Source organism: Terrihabitans aquatilis (genome assembly GCF_052542005.1).
In genome coordinates, this window is sequence record NZ_JBOCUO010000001.1 from 875,471 (window position 1) to 890,294 (window position 14,824).

Annotated in this window: 13 protein-coding genes and 1 pseudogene; 5 read left to right on the forward strand and 9 right to left on the reverse strand. The window is 66.4% G+C overall.

The genetic code is table 11. The annotated features are described in order from the left end of the window. Positions 1–265 precede the first annotated feature (265 nt). Positions 266–1,357, forward strand: a complete 1,092-nt coding sequence (locus ACQ6S1_RS04390) for a flagellar biosynthetic protein FliO (protein ID WP_445039924.1) — start codon at positions 266–268, stop codon at positions 1,355–1,357. A 74-nt stretch (positions 1,358–1,431) separates the two neighbouring features. Here the strand turns inward: ACQ6S1_RS04390 and dksA are convergent, their stop codons facing one another. Next, positions 1,432–1,842, reverse strand: a complete 411-nt coding sequence (dksA, locus tag ACQ6S1_RS04395) for an RNA polymerase-binding protein DksA (protein WP_445039925.1) — start codon at positions 1,840–1,842, stop codon at positions 1,432–1,434. 307 nt (positions 1,843–2,149) lie between these two features. Between dksA and ACQ6S1_RS04400 the strand changes: the two genes are divergently transcribed. Beyond that, a complete protein-coding gene (locus ACQ6S1_RS04400) occupies positions 2,150–3,259 on the forward strand; it encodes a PQQ-dependent sugar dehydrogenase (RefSeq protein WP_445039926.1) in 1,110 nt (369 codons plus the stop codon). A 46-nt stretch (positions 3,260–3,305) separates the two neighbouring features. On the opposite strand, the gene ACQ6S1_RS04405 is transcribed toward ACQ6S1_RS04400, so the two are convergent. The 5 genes from ACQ6S1_RS04405 to ACQ6S1_RS04425 form a co-directional block, all read right to left on the reverse strand. Then, positions 3,306–3,659, reverse strand: a complete 354-nt coding sequence (locus ACQ6S1_RS04405; protein ID WP_445039927.1) for a DMT family protein — start codon at positions 3,657–3,659, stop codon at positions 3,306–3,308. 48 nt (positions 3,660–3,707) lie between these two features. Next, complete coding sequence (locus ACQ6S1_RS04410; RefSeq protein WP_445039928.1) at positions 3,708–5,045, reverse strand: NCS2 family permease; 1,338 nt, start codon at positions 5,043–5,045, stop codon at positions 3,708–3,710. A 162-nt stretch (positions 5,046–5,207) separates the two neighbouring features. After that, on the reverse strand, positions 5,208–6,356 hold the full coding sequence (locus tag ACQ6S1_RS04415; RefSeq protein WP_445039929.1) for a WG repeat-containing protein: 1,149 nt from the start codon (positions 6,354–6,356) through the stop codon (positions 5,208–5,210). 134 nt (positions 6,357–6,490) lie between these two features. Continuing rightward, the gene (locus ACQ6S1_RS04420) at positions 6,491–7,816 is read right to left on the reverse strand and encodes an APC family permease (protein WP_445039930.1); all 1,326 of its coding nucleotides are present in this window, start codon (positions 7,814–7,816) and stop codon (positions 6,491–6,493) included. Between the two features lie 63 nt (positions 7,817–7,879). After that, on the reverse strand, positions 7,880–8,680 hold the full coding sequence (locus ACQ6S1_RS04425; protein ID WP_445039931.1) for a methyltransferase domain-containing protein: 801 nt from the start codon (positions 8,678–8,680) through the stop codon (positions 7,880–7,882). Between the two features lie 422 nt (positions 8,681–9,102). Here ACQ6S1_RS04425 and uvrB point away from each other — a divergent pair. The 3 genes and pseudogenes from uvrB to ACQ6S1_RS04440 all read left to right on the forward strand — a co-directional run. Continuing rightward, positions 9,103–11,657, forward strand: a pseudogene (gene uvrB / locus ACQ6S1_RS04430) (excinuclease ABC subunit UvrB); the annotation flags it as partial. A 74-nt stretch (positions 11,658–11,731) separates the two neighbouring features. Further along, positions 11,732–11,998 carry a PepSY domain-containing protein gene (locus tag ACQ6S1_RS04435; RefSeq protein ID WP_445039932.1) on the forward strand — a complete coding sequence of 89 codons (267 nt, stop codon included), beginning with the start codon at positions 11,732–11,734 and terminating at the stop codon, positions 11,996–11,998. 108 nt (positions 11,999–12,106) lie between these two features. Next, positions 12,107–12,373, forward strand: coding sequence for a PepSY domain-containing protein (locus tag ACQ6S1_RS04440; RefSeq protein ID WP_445039933.1), 267 nt, complete (start codon positions 12,107–12,109; stop codon positions 12,371–12,373). A 48-nt stretch (positions 12,374–12,421) separates the two neighbouring features. Here the strand turns inward: ACQ6S1_RS04440 and ACQ6S1_RS04445 are convergent, their stop codons facing one another. The 3 genes from ACQ6S1_RS04445 to ACQ6S1_RS04455 all read right to left on the reverse strand — a co-directional run bounded on the left by ACQ6S1_RS04445 (position 12,422) and on the right by ACQ6S1_RS04455 (position 14,800). Next, positions 12,422–13,183: an SGNH/GDSL hydrolase family protein gene (locus ACQ6S1_RS04445; RefSeq protein ID WP_445039934.1), complete on the reverse strand. Its 762-nt coding sequence runs from the start codon at positions 13,181–13,183 to the stop codon at positions 12,422–12,424. After that, complete coding sequence (locus ACQ6S1_RS04450; RefSeq protein WP_445039935.1) at positions 13,123–14,271, reverse strand: OpgC family protein; 1,149 nt, start codon at positions 14,269–14,271, stop codon at positions 13,123–13,125. Before ACQ6S1_RS04450 ends, ACQ6S1_RS04445 begins: the two co-directional genes overlap by 61 nt. 67 nt (positions 14,272–14,338) lie before the next feature. Then, positions 14,339–14,800, reverse strand: coding sequence for a DoxX family protein (locus ACQ6S1_RS04455; RefSeq protein WP_445039936.1), 462 nt, complete (start codon positions 14,798–14,800; stop codon positions 14,339–14,341). Between the last annotated feature and the right edge of the window lie 24 nt (positions 14,801–14,824).

A 14,824-nucleotide genomic window follows, 5' to 3' on the forward strand; every position in this document is an offset into this window, starting at 1 on the left:
CGCGCCCGCCGCTTCGCCACAGGGATTGGGCGCATGGAGGCGGTCACGTCCGGCACCGATCCACCGCCCTGCCCGGCCGGAAAACGGGAACGGGCGGCGAATCGGCCGCGATTATGGTTAAGCAGCCCTTAAGGCGCTGTCATCACGGCATCGGTCTCAGGGATAAGCTCTAGGATCATGGCCCTGCTTTTGGTACGGTCATCTCTGGAGCGGAACCTCCGCAAAACATTTGGGTTGGCGGTTCGGCATCAGCAGGGACGGTAATATGGGCGTACTCGATCAGATCTTCGGCACCAGCCTTCCGCTCCCGGTCCGGTTTCTTCTGGCTTTTGTTATTGTTCTGGGGCTCATCGCGCTGGTGGCGTGGGTGATCCGCCGCCTCGCGGGGCGCCGCCTGCCGGTGGCCACAGCCAGCCGGGCGCGCCAGCCGCGCCTGGGCGTGCTCGACGCATTCGCCATCGACGCCCGTCGCCGCCTCGTCCTGATCCGCCGCGACAATGTCGAGCATCTGATCATGATCGGCGGCCCGAACGACGTCGTCATCGAGAGCAACATCGTGCGTGTGGGAGCGCAGGCCGCGCCAGGCGCCGAGCCGCGGGCCCGCATCCCCGAGATCGAGGCCGCGCCTCGTCCGCAGATGGCGCCGCCCTCCGCCGCGCCGCGTCTCGACCATGCCGCCGGCGAACCGCCCGCGCGTCCCGCGCCTGCGGCCCCGCCGCGCCCGGCACCGCAGATCCGCCCGCCGGTGCGTCCGGCGGCACCCGCTCCCGCCGCGCGTCCCGCGCCGCCGCCCCCGAGCTCCGCTCCGGCGGTGCACGCTCCGCATCCGGCCGACGAGGATCTCGCGCCTCCGCCCGCACCGCAACCGGCCCCGCGCGAATCGAAACTGCCGGGCTTCTTCCGCTCGTCGATGGCGCGGCCCGGCGGGCAGACGCCGCCCGCGGCCCCATCCGCCCCGCCCACACGCACCGAGCCTCCTCTGCGCGCCCCTGAACCGGCACGCCCGGCCTCACCCCCGCCGGCAGCGCCTGCTCCGGCCGCCCGCACGCCGGATGTCGATCCGCTGTTTGCCGATATCGAGAAGCAGCTGGAAGAGGCCCTGCACCGCCCGGCAACGCCACCGGCACGCCCCGTCGCGCCGCCGCGCCCGGCCGCCCCTCCTCCGCCACCGCGTCGCCCGTTGCCGGAGCGCCCGGCTGCCGCCGAACGGCCCGCGCCTGTCGCGCCCACGCCGCGCCCCGCTGCGCCCCCGGCACAGCCCCAGCCCGCGCGCCAGAACCCGATGAACGAGCAGGCCCATCTCGACGCGCTCGAAGAAGAGATGGCCAATCTGCTGGGTCGCGACCGCCAGTCCTGACGGCCACCCACATCGCCAATAAAAAAGCCCCGGCCGCTTGGCCGGGGCTTTTCGTTTTGAAGGATCGCTGAGAACTATTCGTCGCGATAGACGCGCTCGCGACGCTCGTGTCGCTCCTGAGCCTCCACCGACAAGGTGGCGATGGGCCGTGCGTCGAGGCGCTTGAGGCCGATCGGCTCTCCCGTCTCTTCACAATAACCGTAGGTCCTGTCCTCGATCCGCTTCAGCGCCGCGTCGATCTTCGCGATCACCTTGCGCTGGCGGTCCCGGGCGCGCAGCTCTATGGCGCGATCGGTTTCCGATGATGCCCGATCAACGAGATCAGGGTGATTCTGATTTTCGTCCTGAAGGTGCTCCAGGGTTTCCTTGCTCTCCTGGAGAATTTCGTCCTTCCACCGCAGAAGCTTCGCGCGAAAATATTCGCGCTGGCGCTCGTTCATGAACGGCTCTGACTCACTCGGCCGGTACTCGTCGATAAGGTCCATATCGCCCGCACCCCGTTGAATTATCTTCGAACCCGCTTCTTACGGGCAGCCTTGATCGCGCGCTTTATAGCCACGCTTTGTTCCCGCTACAATTGCCTCCCGAAAGCGTGATTCACCGCCACTTCCTTCGCATCAGGACAACTAGAGCGCGAGACCGTGCGGCGTAAATTCCTCGTTTCGGCTTGCCCACACCATTTGTGGAAAACCCGGAGGTGCTGCGCCTTCACGATTTCCTGACCGGCACCCGCCTTGCCGGGACGTAGCGGGCCCTTATGTCGCCGACATGAATTCCCACGGAGACAGATTCATGCGCCTTGCCGCCGTCCTTCTCGCATCCGGAGCCGCGCTGCTCACCCTGCCCGCCTATGCCGAAACCCGGCTGAAGACAGAAGAGATCGCAACGGGGCTCGCCACTCCCTGGGGCCTCGCTTTTCTACCGGACGGGGCGATGCTGGTGACCGAGAAGCCGGGTCGGCTGGTGGCAATCGGCAAGGACGGCAAGAAATCCGGCCCGATCGAGGGGGTCCCGAAAGTGGATTCCGGAGGCCAGGGTGGGCTGCTGGACGTGGCGCTCGATCCCGACTTCGCGAGCAATCAACGCATCTATCTGACCTATTCCGAGGCCGGCCAGGGCGGCAACGGGACGGCGGTCGCGCGCGGTGTCCTCTCGGAGGATCGCAGCCGGCTCGACGATGTGACGGTGATATTCCGGCAAGCGCCCAAGGTCGACGGCAACAAGCATTTCGGCTCACGCCTGGCGTTCGCGCCCGACGGAAACCTGTTCGTGACTCTCGGCGAACGCTCCGACTACCGCGAGCGGGCGCAGCTGCTCTCGACGCATTACGGCAAGGTCGTGCGCATCGCACCGGACGGCAAGGTGCCCTCGGACAACCCCTTCGCCAATGGCCGGGATGGCGCGCTGCCGGAGATCTGGTCCTACGGCCACCGCAATCCGCAGAGCGCGGCGATCCATCCCGAAACCGGAAAGCTGTGGGTGGTAGAACACGGCGCGAAGGGCGGCGACGAGATCAACATCGCCGAGGCCGGCAAGAATTACGGCTGGCCGGTGATCTCCTACGGCGTGAACTATGACGGCTCGAAGATCGGCGAAGGCACCGAGAAGGCCGGCATGGAGCAGCCTTTGCATTATTGGGACCCGTCGATCGCGCCCTCCGGCATGGCGTTCTACACGGGCGATGCGTTTCCCGACTGGAAGGGCGATCTGTTCGTCGGCGGGCTGAAAAACCGCGCGCTCGTGCGGGTCGATCTCGACGGCGAGAAGGTGGCGGGCACCGAGGACCTGCTGACCGATCTCGGTGCGCGCATCCGCGATGTGCGGCAGGGTCCGGATGGAGCGCTCTACGTGCTGACGGACGCGCGCGACGGCAAGCTGCTGCGCGTGACGCCGGAGAAATGAGGATGGTGGATGGGGCCCGCGCGGCCCCATCCTTCGACCATCAGCCTCAGAATTTCTTGAAGATGAGCATCGCGCCGGCCGCGATCAGCGCGAAACCCGCCAGATGGTTCCAGCCCAGCGGCTCCTTGAGATAGAGCACCGAAAAGCCGGCGAAGACCGTGAGGGTTATGACCTCCTGCATGGTCTTCAGCTGGGCGGCGGAATAGATCTCATATCCGATGCGGTTGGCCGGCACGGCAAGGCAATATTCCGCAAGCGCAATGCCCCAGCTCACCAGGATCACCACGACGAGCGGCGACGAGGTGAAGCGCAGGTGCCCGTACCAGGCGAAGGTCATGAAGACGTTCGAGCCGATCAGCAGGAGGATCGGCGCGATGGCCTGGAAGGATATGCCTGACATGAGGGACACCGGTCTGCCGCGCGAGGCCCGAAAGCACCGCGCCGATCATCAGAGCATGGGCAGCATGATGGCAAAGATCACGGCCAGCAGGATGACCGGCGGGGTCAGTTCCTGGAAACGGCCGGTGAACAGCTTGATCAGCGCATAGGTGATGAAGCCGAAGCCGAGCCCCACCGCGATGGAATAGGTGAGCGGCATGGCGATGGCGGTGACGGCGGCGGGTGCGGCTTCCGTCAGATCGTCCCAATCGACCTCGGCCAGGCCGCGCGACATGACCACCGCGACGAACAGCAGCGCCGCCGCCGTGGCATAGGCCGGCACCGCACCCGCCAGCGGCGAGAAGAACAGGGCCAGCAAGAAGCACAGTGCCGTGACGACCGAGGACAGGCCGGTGCGGCCACCCGCCGCGACGCCCGCCGCGCTCTCGACATAGCTCGTCGTGTTGGAGGTGCCGATCAGCGCGCCGAGCGTGGTGCCGGCGGAATCAGCCACCAGCGCCTGCTTCATGCGCGGCAGGCGGCCCTGCTCATCGAGCATGCCGGCGCGATGGGTGACGCCCACCAGCGTGCCGGCCGTGTCGAAGAAATCGACGAAGAACATGGTGAGCGCCACGATCCAGAACGTGCCCTCGACCGCGCGCGAGAAATCGAGCGCGAACAAAGTGGTGCCGACGTTCGGAGGCAGCGAGACCACGCCCGTGAACGTGGCCGCGCCGAATGGGATGCCGATAAGCGTCACGGCGATGATGCCGATGATCGTGGCGCCGAGCACGTTCAGATAGGACAGCGCCGCGATGAGGATGAAGCCGAGCAGCGCCAAGAGCGGCGCGGGCGCGATGAGGCTGCCGTGGGTGACGAGCGTGGCCGGACTGTCGACCACGAGACCGGCGCTTTGCAGAGCGATGATGCCGAGGAAGAAGCCGATGCCGGCCGACGTGGCCATCTTCAGGCTGCGGGGTATGGCGTTGATGAGCCAGGCGCGGATGGGCAGCAGCGAGATGATGAGCGCCAGGACGCCCGAGACGAAGACGCAGGCCAGGGCCTGCTGCCAGGTAAAGCCCTGCGCGCCAACGACCGTGAACGCGAAGAAGGCGTTGAGCCCCATGCCCGGCGCGAGCGCCACCGGATAATTGGCGTAGAGCGCCATGACCAGCGTGGCCAGGGCAGCCGCGACGCAAGTGGCGACGAAAACCGCCTCCTTCGGCATGCCCGCGGCCGACAGGATGTTGGGATTGACGAAGATGATGTAGGCCATCGTCAGGAAGGTGGTGATGCCGGCGATCACTTCGGTGCGGACATTCGTTCCGTTTTCGCTCAGCGCGAAATAGCGCTCCAGCACCGATCCGCCTGCCGCGCCCGCGCGCGCTCCGCGTTCCACGTCCGCCATTGTCGCCCCCGCAATCGATGGCCCGCCGCCATCCCCACCCGAACAGAGAAGACGCCCTCCCGCGCTGGCGTCAACAAGGCGGTGGCGCGTTCAGCCCGGCGCAGGCCGCGCCGGGCGAAAAGACGGTGGAGAAGTAGGTCGGCAGACGTCAGGCGGCGTGCGTCAGGGCTGGGGCTCGATCCGGATCTGCGTGCCATCGAGATTGAGCAATTGCTCGGTCTCGCCCTCATAGACCCAGACCACGCCGTGGCCGAGCGGCAGCGCCGTCTGGTAGCGCGGGCCGATGACCACCTTGCCGGTGCCGTCGATGATGCCTTCCAGCGCGTTCTCGGACGAGGCCGCGAAGGAGGTGAGCCCCTCGGTCCAGCCGTCGCTGACGATGCTGGCCATGCTGGGGGCCAGGAGCTCGGCGCCATCCTTGTCGATGAGGCCCCATTTCTCGCCGATCTTGACCGTGGCCGGGCCGCCGTTGAAGCCGAACACATCGTCATATTGCGGTTCGATGGCCCAGGTGCCGCAGGTGTCGATGAAGCCCCATTTGCCGCTGAGCCGCGCCGGCGCGAGGCCCTGCGAGAACTCGCCCATTTCCTCGAATTCCGGCTTCACGACAAAGGCACCGGTGCGATCGACGATGCCGGACTTGCCGTCCTTTTCCGCCACCAGGACGCCGCCGGTGGAATTGCTGAGCCAGGCGAATTGCGGCTCGATCAGCACATTGCCCTCGCGGTCGATCAGGCCGTATTTTTCGTCGCGCACGACGATGGCCACGCCCTCCTGGAACCAGTCCAGCAGGTCGAACTCGCCCTTGGGCTCGACGGCCCACGCGCCGGTCTTGTCGATGTAGCCGCGCTTCTCGCCCTGGACGACGCTGGCCAGCCCCTCCTTGAACATGCCTGCTTCGTCGAACTGCGCGGGAATGACGAGCTTGCCGGAAACATCCACATAGCCGGACTTCTCGCCGACGATGACGGCCGCCATGCCCTCGCCGATGGCCGGATCGTCGGTGTTGATGAAGAAGGCCGGCTCCGCGAGCCAGTTTCCGGACCGGTCGACAAAGCCCCACAGCTCGCCCGACAGCGCGGCGACGAATCCGTCCGTCACCATCACGTCCTCGAATTTCGGCGGGATGACCCAAGCGCCGCTCTTGTTGACGGCACCGCAGCGCGCGGTCTCCGAGCACCAGCGGAAGATGTCCGGCAGCGGGCCGCGCGCACCCATGTCCGGCGTCTCCTTCGGCACGCAGGTCTGCGCAATGGCTGGCGCGGCGGACAGCGCGACGGCGAGCAGAGCGTAGACTGAAAAACGGCGCATGCGACGGTCTCCCGGACAGGCGCCTGCCGGGATGACCCGCGATTCGGCGCAGCCCGATCATACCCCAGCGACTGAGGCGAAACCATTGCGGGCCGGTCTCCCGGCCCGCGTGGTGCAGGCCCCAAGGCCCGTTCCTAGCCTGCGGGCACGGCTGCCGGCGGGGGCCGCAGCAGGAGCAGCGGGGCACCGGCCAGAAGCACGGCGACGCCGACCCAAGCGCCGTTCCCGGTGTAGGCGAGACTCGACCAAAGTAGGCCCGCGCAGATCAGCACGAACAGCGCCGGCAGTGCGGGATAGAACGGCACGCGGAACGGACGCGCGAGATCAGGCTCCTTTCGTCGCAGCACAAACAGCGAGATGCTGACCAGCATCATGAACAGCCAGAACACCGGCGAGGTGTAATCGACCATTGCCTGGAAACCGTCGCGCGTGACGGCGCCGAACAGGACGAGGCCGAGCGTCAGCACGGCCTGCGCGATGAGGCCCTGGCGCGGCGTGCCGCCCCGCTCGTCCCATTTGCCCAGCGGCAATTGCGGCACGTCCCGGCCGAGCGCGTAGAAGGTGCGCGCGCCGGTGAAGATCGTGGCGTTGATGGTGCTGAGCGCGGCCACGCCGACGATGAGGCTGAGGAGCACGACGCCGACCTCGCCGCCGGCAGCGCGCATCACGCTGGCGGCCGGAGCATCGCTGGCGCGCAGGCCCTCGAGCCCGAGAACCTGCAGGAAGGCGATGTTGATGGCCGTGTAGGTGATGACGATCAGGGCCGTGCCGCCGACGAGAACCCGGATCATGGTGCGGCGGACATTGCGCAATTCGCCCGACATGTAGGCCGCCTCGTTCCAGCCGCCATAGGTGAGCAGCACGAAGACCATGGCCATGCCGAGCGCGTTGCCGGTCTGCGCCTCGGCGGCCGGCACGGCGGCTGCGACCGGTTCGGCAAGGACGCCGGCGGCCACCACCGCGCCGACCGCCAGAAGTTCGAGGATCGTCAGGCCGATCTGCAGATTCTTGGACTGGAGCGTGCCGACCACGTTCAATCCGGTGAGGAGAATGACGGAAATGGCCGCGTGGAGCGACGCGCCATAACTGCCCAAGGGCAATATCTGCTGCATGTAATCGCCATAGACGAAGGCAACGGCGGCGATGGCGCCGGGCTGAATGATCGTACATCGGGCCCAGGCGAACAGCAGTGCGACGCGGCGGCCGAAGGCACGCTGCAGAAAATGATATTCCCCCCCGACATTGGGATAGGAGGCGGCGAGCTCGGCATAGCAGATCGCGCCGATGAGAACGGCGATGCCGCCCACCAGCCAGACCAGCAGGAAGGCTGTTTCGGTATCGACATTGGCCGCAACCAGCGGCGGGGTTCGGAAGATGCCGGCACCGATGACGATGCCGACCATGATGGCGATGCCATCGACGACGGACAGGGTGGGACGGGGGCTCGTGGCGGATGTCAAAACGGCCTCACGCGGCTGGAGAGGGGCCGCCGCGCAGGAGGCGGCGGCCGGAAGGGGTACCGATCAGCCGCGACGGGCGGTCCAGTTCTCGGTGGCGCCCTCACCCGCGACGGCCTCCAGCGCGTCACCCTTCACACGGCCGTTGAACACGCGCCGCGCCTCTCCCTCGCCGACGACGAGGCTGACGTTTTCGCCCGCCACCTGACCCGTGACCGGGAAATTGGCCCCATCGGCCGAGGCGGTGCCATCGAGCTTCTGGAAGGTCTGCCGCAGGCTTACCCGCAGATCGGCCCCGTCGTGACGGATCGACCAGGCGCCTTCGACCTTGGCCGGCACCCGCCAGAAGAACACGTCCCGACCCTCGACCTCGGCATGTTCGTCCGGCTCCCATTCGCCCATGTCGAAGGCGTGCGAGACGATGCGCGTGCCGGGCTTCAGATCGAGCAAGCGCGGGCGCAGATCGCGGTTCACGGACGGCAGCAGGTACATGGTGATGACGTCGAACTGGCTGATATTGGTGTCGAAGAGATCGCGTTCCTCGAAGGTCGCCCGCTCGGCGACGCCCGCCTTCTGGGCATTGGCCTTGGCCTCTGCGATGCGCTGCGGATCGATGTCGACGCCGTAGGTCTCGGCCCCCCTCTTGGCGGCGGCGATCGCGATCCGGCCATCGCCCGAGCCGAGATCGATCATGCGCTCGCCCTTCTTGACGTCGACCATGTCGAGCATCTTTTCGACCACCGGGACGGGCGTCGGAACATAGGGGACGTCGAGATCGACATCCTGAGCGGATACGGGGAAAGAAAGACCGAACAGGGCGGCAGCGGCGGGATAGCGGGCGGCGCGAAGCAGAGCTTGCAAGGTCATCGACATAATCCTCCGGCGGGGTCGGCTCACAGGCGGGACGCCTGAAGCGCCTCCCAACCAAAGGCGCGAATGCGACGAAGGCCTGTCGCCGCGAAACGCAATCGCGTGAGCTAACGCGAACGTGTAAAGGCCGGGCGTTTCAGACCGTCGGGAACTGGCACCCCTCGCCTTTTGACCGGGGCACGCCCATATTGCGGCCATGCCCCGCAAACCCTCCAAGCCCGCCGGTTTTGGCGAAGCCCCGCAGGCCGGCTTCGACCATGGCCCGGACGCGGTCGATCTCTCCGGCCTGATCGGCGATCCGGATCTGCTGAAGGCGCTCGGGCGCGGCAGCGGCGCGGCCGAGGAAGCGCAGGCGCGCGCGGCCAAGAAGCCCTCGACGCGCACCCGCAAGAACGCCACGCCCGAAGTGGAGCCGCGCGACCGGCGCTGGGACGCGGCCAGGGAGAACGAGGCGCCCACGCGCAAGGATGTGGCGGCGGCGTTTCCAAACCCGTTCGCGAAGCCCGCTTTGTCGGACGGCGGCGCGGGTGGCGTCTCGGCCACCGTGAAGGCGCTGGAAGACCTGATCCAGCACGGCCGCAAGGAATTGCAGGGCAAGCCGTGGACACCGCATCGCCCGCCCCGCCCCGAGAAATGGGAAGGCGGAAAGGAGCTGGTGCTGAGCTCGGAGTTCGAGCCGGCGGGCGACCAGCCCACCGCCATCCGCGAACTGGTGGACGGCGTGACGGGCCATGAGCGCGACCAGGTGCTGCTGGGCGTGACCGGCTCTGGCAAGACCTTCACCATGGCCAAGGTGATCCACGAAACGCAGCGCCCGGCGCTGATCCTGGCGCCGAACAAGACGCTGGCGGCGCAGCTCTACGGCGAGTTCAAGAGCTTCTTCCCGGGGAACGCGGTCGAGTATTTCGTTTCGTATTACGATTACTACCAGCCGGAAGCCTACGTCCCGCGCACGGACACCTATATCGAGAAGGATTCGTCGATCAACGAGCAGATCGACCGCATGCGCCACTCGGCAACGCGTGCGCTGCTGGAACGCGACGACGTGGTGATCGTGGCCTCGGTCTCGTGCATCTACGGCATTGGCTCTGTCGAGACCTATACGGCGATGACGTTCGGCCTGAAGGTGGGCGAGCGCATCGACCAGCGCCAGCTGATGGCCGACCTCGTGGCGACGCAATACAAGCGCTCGGACGCCAATTTCGTGCGCGGCACGTTCCGGGTTCGGGGCGACACGATCGAAGTGTTCCCGGCCCATTACGAAGACCGTGCCTGGCGCATCGGCCTGTTCGGCGACGAGATCGAAAGCATCCAGGAATTCGACCCACTGACAGGGCGCAAGACCAGCGATCTGGCGTTCGTGAAGATCTACGCGAACTCGCATTACGTGACGCCGCGCCCTACCCTTCTGCAAAGCATCAAGGGCATCAAGGAAGAGCTGCGCGTTCGCCTCGATGAGCTGACCAAGATGGGCCGCCTGCTGGAGGCCCAGCGGCTGGAGCAGCGCACGACCTTCGATCTGGAGATGATGGAGGCCACCGGTTCCTGCGCGGGCATCGAGAATTATTCGCGCTGGCTGACCGGCCGCAAACCCGGCGAGCCGCCGCCGACCCTGTTCGAATATCTGCCCGACAACGCGCTCGTCTTCGTCGACGAAAGCCACGTCACCATCCCGCAGATCGGCGGCATGTATCGCGGCGACTTCCGCCGGAAGGCCACGCTGGCCGAATACGGCTTCCGCCTGCCCTCGTGCATGGACAACCGCCCCATGCGCTTCGAGGAATGGGACGAGATGCGGCCGCAGACCGTGCACGTCTCGGCGACGCCCGGCAAATGGGAGATGGAGCAGACCGGCGGCGTGTTCGCCGAGCAGGTGATCCGCCCGACCGGGCTGGTCGATCCCCCGGTCGAGGTGCGGCCTGCGCGCTCGCAGGTGGACGATGTGCTGGACGAGATCCGGCAGACGGCGAAGGCCGGCTACCGCTCGCTCGTGACCGTGCTGACGAAGCGCATGGCGGAGGATCTGACGGAATACCTCCACGAGGCCGGCATCCGGGTGCGCTACATGCACTCCGACATCGACACGATCGAGCGCATCGAGATCATCCGTGATCTCAGGCTCGGCGCATTCGACGTGCTGGTGGGCATCAACCTGCTGCGCGAAGGCCTCGACATTCCGGAATGCGGCTTCGTCGCGATCCTCGACGCCGACAAGGAGGGTTTCCTGCGGTCCGAGACGTCTCTGGTGCAGACCATCGGCCGAGCGGCCCGAAACGTCGACGGGCGCGTGATCCTCTACGCCGATCACGTCACCGGATCGATGGAGCGGGCGATGGCGGAAACCGCCCGCCGCCGCGGGAAGCAGCTGGCCTACAACGAGGAGCACGGCATCACGCCGCAGAGCGTGAAGGCGCGCATCGCCGACATTCTGGACAGCGTGTACGAGCGCGACCACGTCCGCGTCGATACCGGCCTCATGAAGGACGGCGCGACCGTCGGCCACAATTTCCAGGCGACGCTTGCCGATCTCGAAAAGCGCATGCGAGAGGCCGCCGCCAATCTGGAATTCGAGGAGGCCGCCCGCCTGCGCGACGAGCTGAAACGTCTGCGCGAGACCGAGCTTCTGGTGGCGGACGATGCGCTGACCCGGCAATCGGACATCGAGCAGCAGGCCGGCAAATACGGCGACCGCGCCTCGCCCGCCGGAGCGCCGAAGGGCAAGCGCGGCAATCGTCCGCCGGAGGAAAGTCTGCCCAACGCGCCGGTCGATCCGCTGCCGCCGCCAAGTTCGCGCGTGCACAAGCCGACCCTGAAGGAGATGGGACCGCACAACCGCGACCTGCCCTTGGCCGCGCCGCGCCGTGTGGTCGAGGGACTGGCCTCGGAAGCGCGTGATGACGAGGTGGAGGTGCGCCGCGTGACGCGGGGCGGACGTTCCAGCGCCGGAAGAGCCGGCGGCAAACGCGGACGCTGATCGGCGCCGGCCCGCACTTTTCCCAGCGTGTCAGGGCTCTAGATGAAATGGCTCCCGATCAATGGAGGCTTTTCATGACCCATCGCACGATCCGCATCGCCCTCGCCGCCGCGGCCTTCCTTGCGCCCGTGAGCGGGGCAATGGCCGACCGTCTGCCCAACGAAACCGAGAAGGCCGCCATCACCGCGGCCCTTGCCGAGCGTGGCTTCACCAGCTGGAAGGACATCGAGTTCGACGACGGCCGCTGGGAAGTGGACGACGCACGCGGCGCGGACGGCGTGAAGCACGACATCCATCTCGACCAGAACTTCAAGATCACCAGCGTGAAGCCGGATCGCTGAGCTTTGTCGGGCGCGGGCACATCCGTGCCGGAACACGGCCCGAACCCTGCCGCATTCGGGGCCATACTCACCCCCGCCCATTCTGGTGAAAACCAAGGAGGACCAAGCATGACAAAGGCAATGATCCGCGGAACTGCTCTGGCACTGGCGCTGGCCGCAGCCCCCGCAGCCTATGCTCTGCCATTCAGCGACAAGCCCAGCGGCCCCGAAAAGGCGATGCTCGCCGAGGCGCTTCTGGAACAGGGCTACGTCCAGTGGGACAAGGTGAAGCTCAAGGACGGCCTGTGGGAGGTCGATGAAGCCCGCACGATCGACGGCCACAAGGTGGACCTAAAGCTCGACCGTGACTTCAACGTCGTCGCCGTCGACGATTGATGCCCAAGGAAGAGCCTGGCCGCATACACGCGGCCGGGCCCTTTTCCCTCAGGGCTTCTTGCCCGTGGCGACGACCGAGGCACGGGAAATGGCTTCCGCCAGCAATTCGGTCACGCAAGGCTGCTTCGCGGTAAAATCCGACAGCGGCGCGCGCCTCTTTTCCCGCTCGATGTTCCAATATTGCATGGCCGCGTAGCGCCGCAGGACGGCCACGCCGTCGGTGCGCGACATCTCCCCGATCTCGCCGACATAGGGAACATAGATCCGCTCGTGCGCCACCTGAGGCACGAAAGGCGGATCGACGAGGACGAGATCGAGACCCCGCGCGTCCACCCAGGCGCTGGCCTGGTCGAGCACGCTTTCGAAATCATCGACATCGTTGAGCGCCAGGGCATCGCGCACGCCGACTTGCCAGATCACGAGGTCCGGATTGGTGGTGGCGACGGCGCTGCGCAGCCGCTCGAAATCCTCCTCGGCGAGCCCGGCGGTGCGCACCTCCAGAACCTGGAACTTTACGCCCGGAAGACGCTGTTCGAGCGCGTGCACGAGAGGCGACGGGCCGGACCGGTCATGCGCACGCCCGGGAAGATCGGCCCCGAGAATGAGGATGCGGACGGGACGGCGGTCGCCGACCAGATCCTCGGTGCGGTCGAGGATGGTTGGGAATTTGAGGTAGGTATCGGGCACGAAACAGCGATCGGACACGCCGGCCAAAGTCGGCGCCGAGGCCATGATCGCAAGGCCGCAGATCAGCGCGGCTGCACTGCTCCGGATCCAATGCGGCGATCCGCCTGCCCCAATCGATTCCATTCGAGAACACCAGCGCATGCAAAGAGAAGAAGAACGCCAGAACCGATAAGCACAACATCCATGACGAGGCTGCCACCGTGCAGCGCCCGCATCATCTGCCCGTTGATGGCCAGCACCGTGCCCAGCGCGAACACCGGCAGCGAATGACGACCAAGCACCGCGAACGGACGCAGCCATGCGACCGACCGCAACCAATGCTCGGTGGGTAGATAGGTTGCAACATAACTCAACGCCAGGACGTGCAGAAGCCGCGGCAGGAACAGGTCCGTCTTGTTGAATTCCCACAGGAAAACCGGCAGCGGCGCCAGATTCCAGCTCGGTACGAAGCCGGACACGATCCACGCGGCGGCGATGGCGAGATAGGCGAGCGCGGCCGCGAGCAGGACGCGCGAGCGCGGCACGGACCGGCCGTCGAGGATCATCCGCCCGATGGCAAGACCGATGACGAAAAGCAATTGCCAGCAGAACGGGTTGAGGAACCAAAGGCCCGACGCGGGAAAGGTGACTAGATGCAGCGGCACGAATTGCGCGACCACATAGAGGCCGACCGACGCCGCGACCGTGAGGCCCATGCTGCACCGCGCCAGCAGCAGGAGCAGCGGAGCCGCCACGACCAGCACGATGTAGAGCGGCAGAATGTCGAGATAGGAAGGCTGCAGGCTCAACGTGGCAAGGCCGATCAGCCCGCCGATCGTGTCGTTGATGAGGATGTCGAGCCGGAAGGCTTCGAGGAAGCGGCTGTCGCCCGTGCGGTTCACCGTGTAGGCGATGATGGCGCCCGAAAAGACGATGAGCACGATGTGCGCCATATAGAGCTGGAAGGCGCGCTGCAGGATGCGGAACGAGGTGGCCAGCGCCTTGCCCTCGCGGAAGCGAGGCAGATAGGCGAGCGCCGCCGCCACGCCGGCCAGCATCACGAAGATCTCGGTCGCGTCCGAAAACCCGTAATTGCGGTGCGTGAGGTGGACGAACACGTTGCCCGGAACGTGGTTGATGAAGATCGTCAGCAAGGCAAGGCCGCGCCAGAAATCGACGCTCAGCAGGCGTTGGCGCTTCGGCCGTCCATCAGGCGATTCGGGGCGGTGCATGTGTCCAATGGATCATGGACGGGCAGCGTATGCCACCCGTCCGATTGACTGAAAATCGCGCGCCGTCCTAGCGGCGGAAGCCGAAGCCGCCTGCCCCCAGACCGGAGCGGTGGCGGCGGGCATCGAGGCTCCACGGACCGGGGCCGGCAAGCATCATATAAAGGAACACAAAGCAGTAGAGAACCGCGAGTTCACCGCCGTTGAGGACGGGATAGAAGCTGCGCGATGCGTGAGCCATGAAATAGGCCACCGCCGTGAAGCCGGCCAGCAGAAAGGCCGCAGGCCTCGTGAACAGGCCGATCACGATGAGCAGGCCGCCGAAAGTCTCGATGATACCGGCCAGACCGTAGATGGACACGAGAGGCGGCAGGCCGCTGGCCGGGGCCGACGGAAACCCGAGCAATTTCTGCAGACCGTGCTGCATGATGAGAAGCCCTGTCATGATGCGCAGGATGCTGAGCATCAGCGGGGCGTAACGTTCAGCGGCAAAAAACGGGCGTTCGATCGGGTTGGTTCGGGTCAGCGCCATGGCAGGTCTCCATCTTTGGGCAAG

Excerpts from the sequence above, each read along its gene's own strand:
- ACQ6S1_RS04405 (WP_445039927.1), bottom strand. The coding sequence starts at position 3,659 with ATGTCAGGCATATCCTTCCAGGCCATCGCGCCGATCCTCCTGCTGATC.
- ACQ6S1_RS04400 (WP_445039926.1), top strand. The coding sequence starts at position 2,150 with ATGCGCCTTGCCGCCGTCCTTCTCGCATCCGGAGCCGCGCTGCTCACC.
- ACQ6S1_RS04415 (WP_445039929.1), bottom strand. The coding sequence starts at position 6,356 with ATGCGCCGTTTTTCAGTCTACGCTCTGCTCGCCGTCGCGCTGTCCGCC.
- ACQ6S1_RS04445 (WP_445039934.1), bottom strand. The coding sequence starts at position 13,183 with ATGGAATCGATTGGGGCAGGCGGATCGCCGCATTGGATCCGGAGCAGT.
- ACQ6S1_RS04450 (WP_445039935.1), bottom strand. The coding sequence starts at position 14,271 with ATGCACCGCCCCGAATCGCCTGATGGACGGCCGAAGCGCCAACGCCTG.
- ACQ6S1_RS04390 (WP_445039924.1), top strand. The coding sequence starts at position 266 with ATGGGCGTACTCGATCAGATCTTCGGCACCAGCCTTCCGCTCCCGGTC.
- dksA (WP_445039925.1), bottom strand. The coding sequence starts at position 1,842 with ATGGACCTTATCGACGAGTACCGGCCGAGTGAGTCAGAGCCGTTCATG.
- ACQ6S1_RS04425 (WP_445039931.1), bottom strand. The coding sequence starts at position 8,680 with ATGACCTTGCAAGCTCTGCTTCGCGCCGCCCGCTATCCCGCCGCTGCC.
- ACQ6S1_RS04435 (WP_445039932.1), top strand. The coding sequence starts at position 11,732 with ATGACCCATCGCACGATCCGCATCGCCCTCGCCGCCGCGGCCTTCCTT.
- ACQ6S1_RS04410 (WP_445039928.1), bottom strand. The coding sequence starts at position 5,045 with ATGGCGGACGTGGAACGCGGAGCGCGCGCGGGCGCGGCAGGCGGATCG.
- ACQ6S1_RS04440 (WP_445039933.1), top strand. The coding sequence starts at position 12,107 with ATGACAAAGGCAATGATCCGCGGAACTGCTCTGGCACTGGCGCTGGCC.
- ACQ6S1_RS04455 (WP_445039936.1), bottom strand. The coding sequence starts at position 14,800 with ATGGCGCTGACCCGAACCAACCCGATCGAACGCCCGTTTTTTGCCGCT.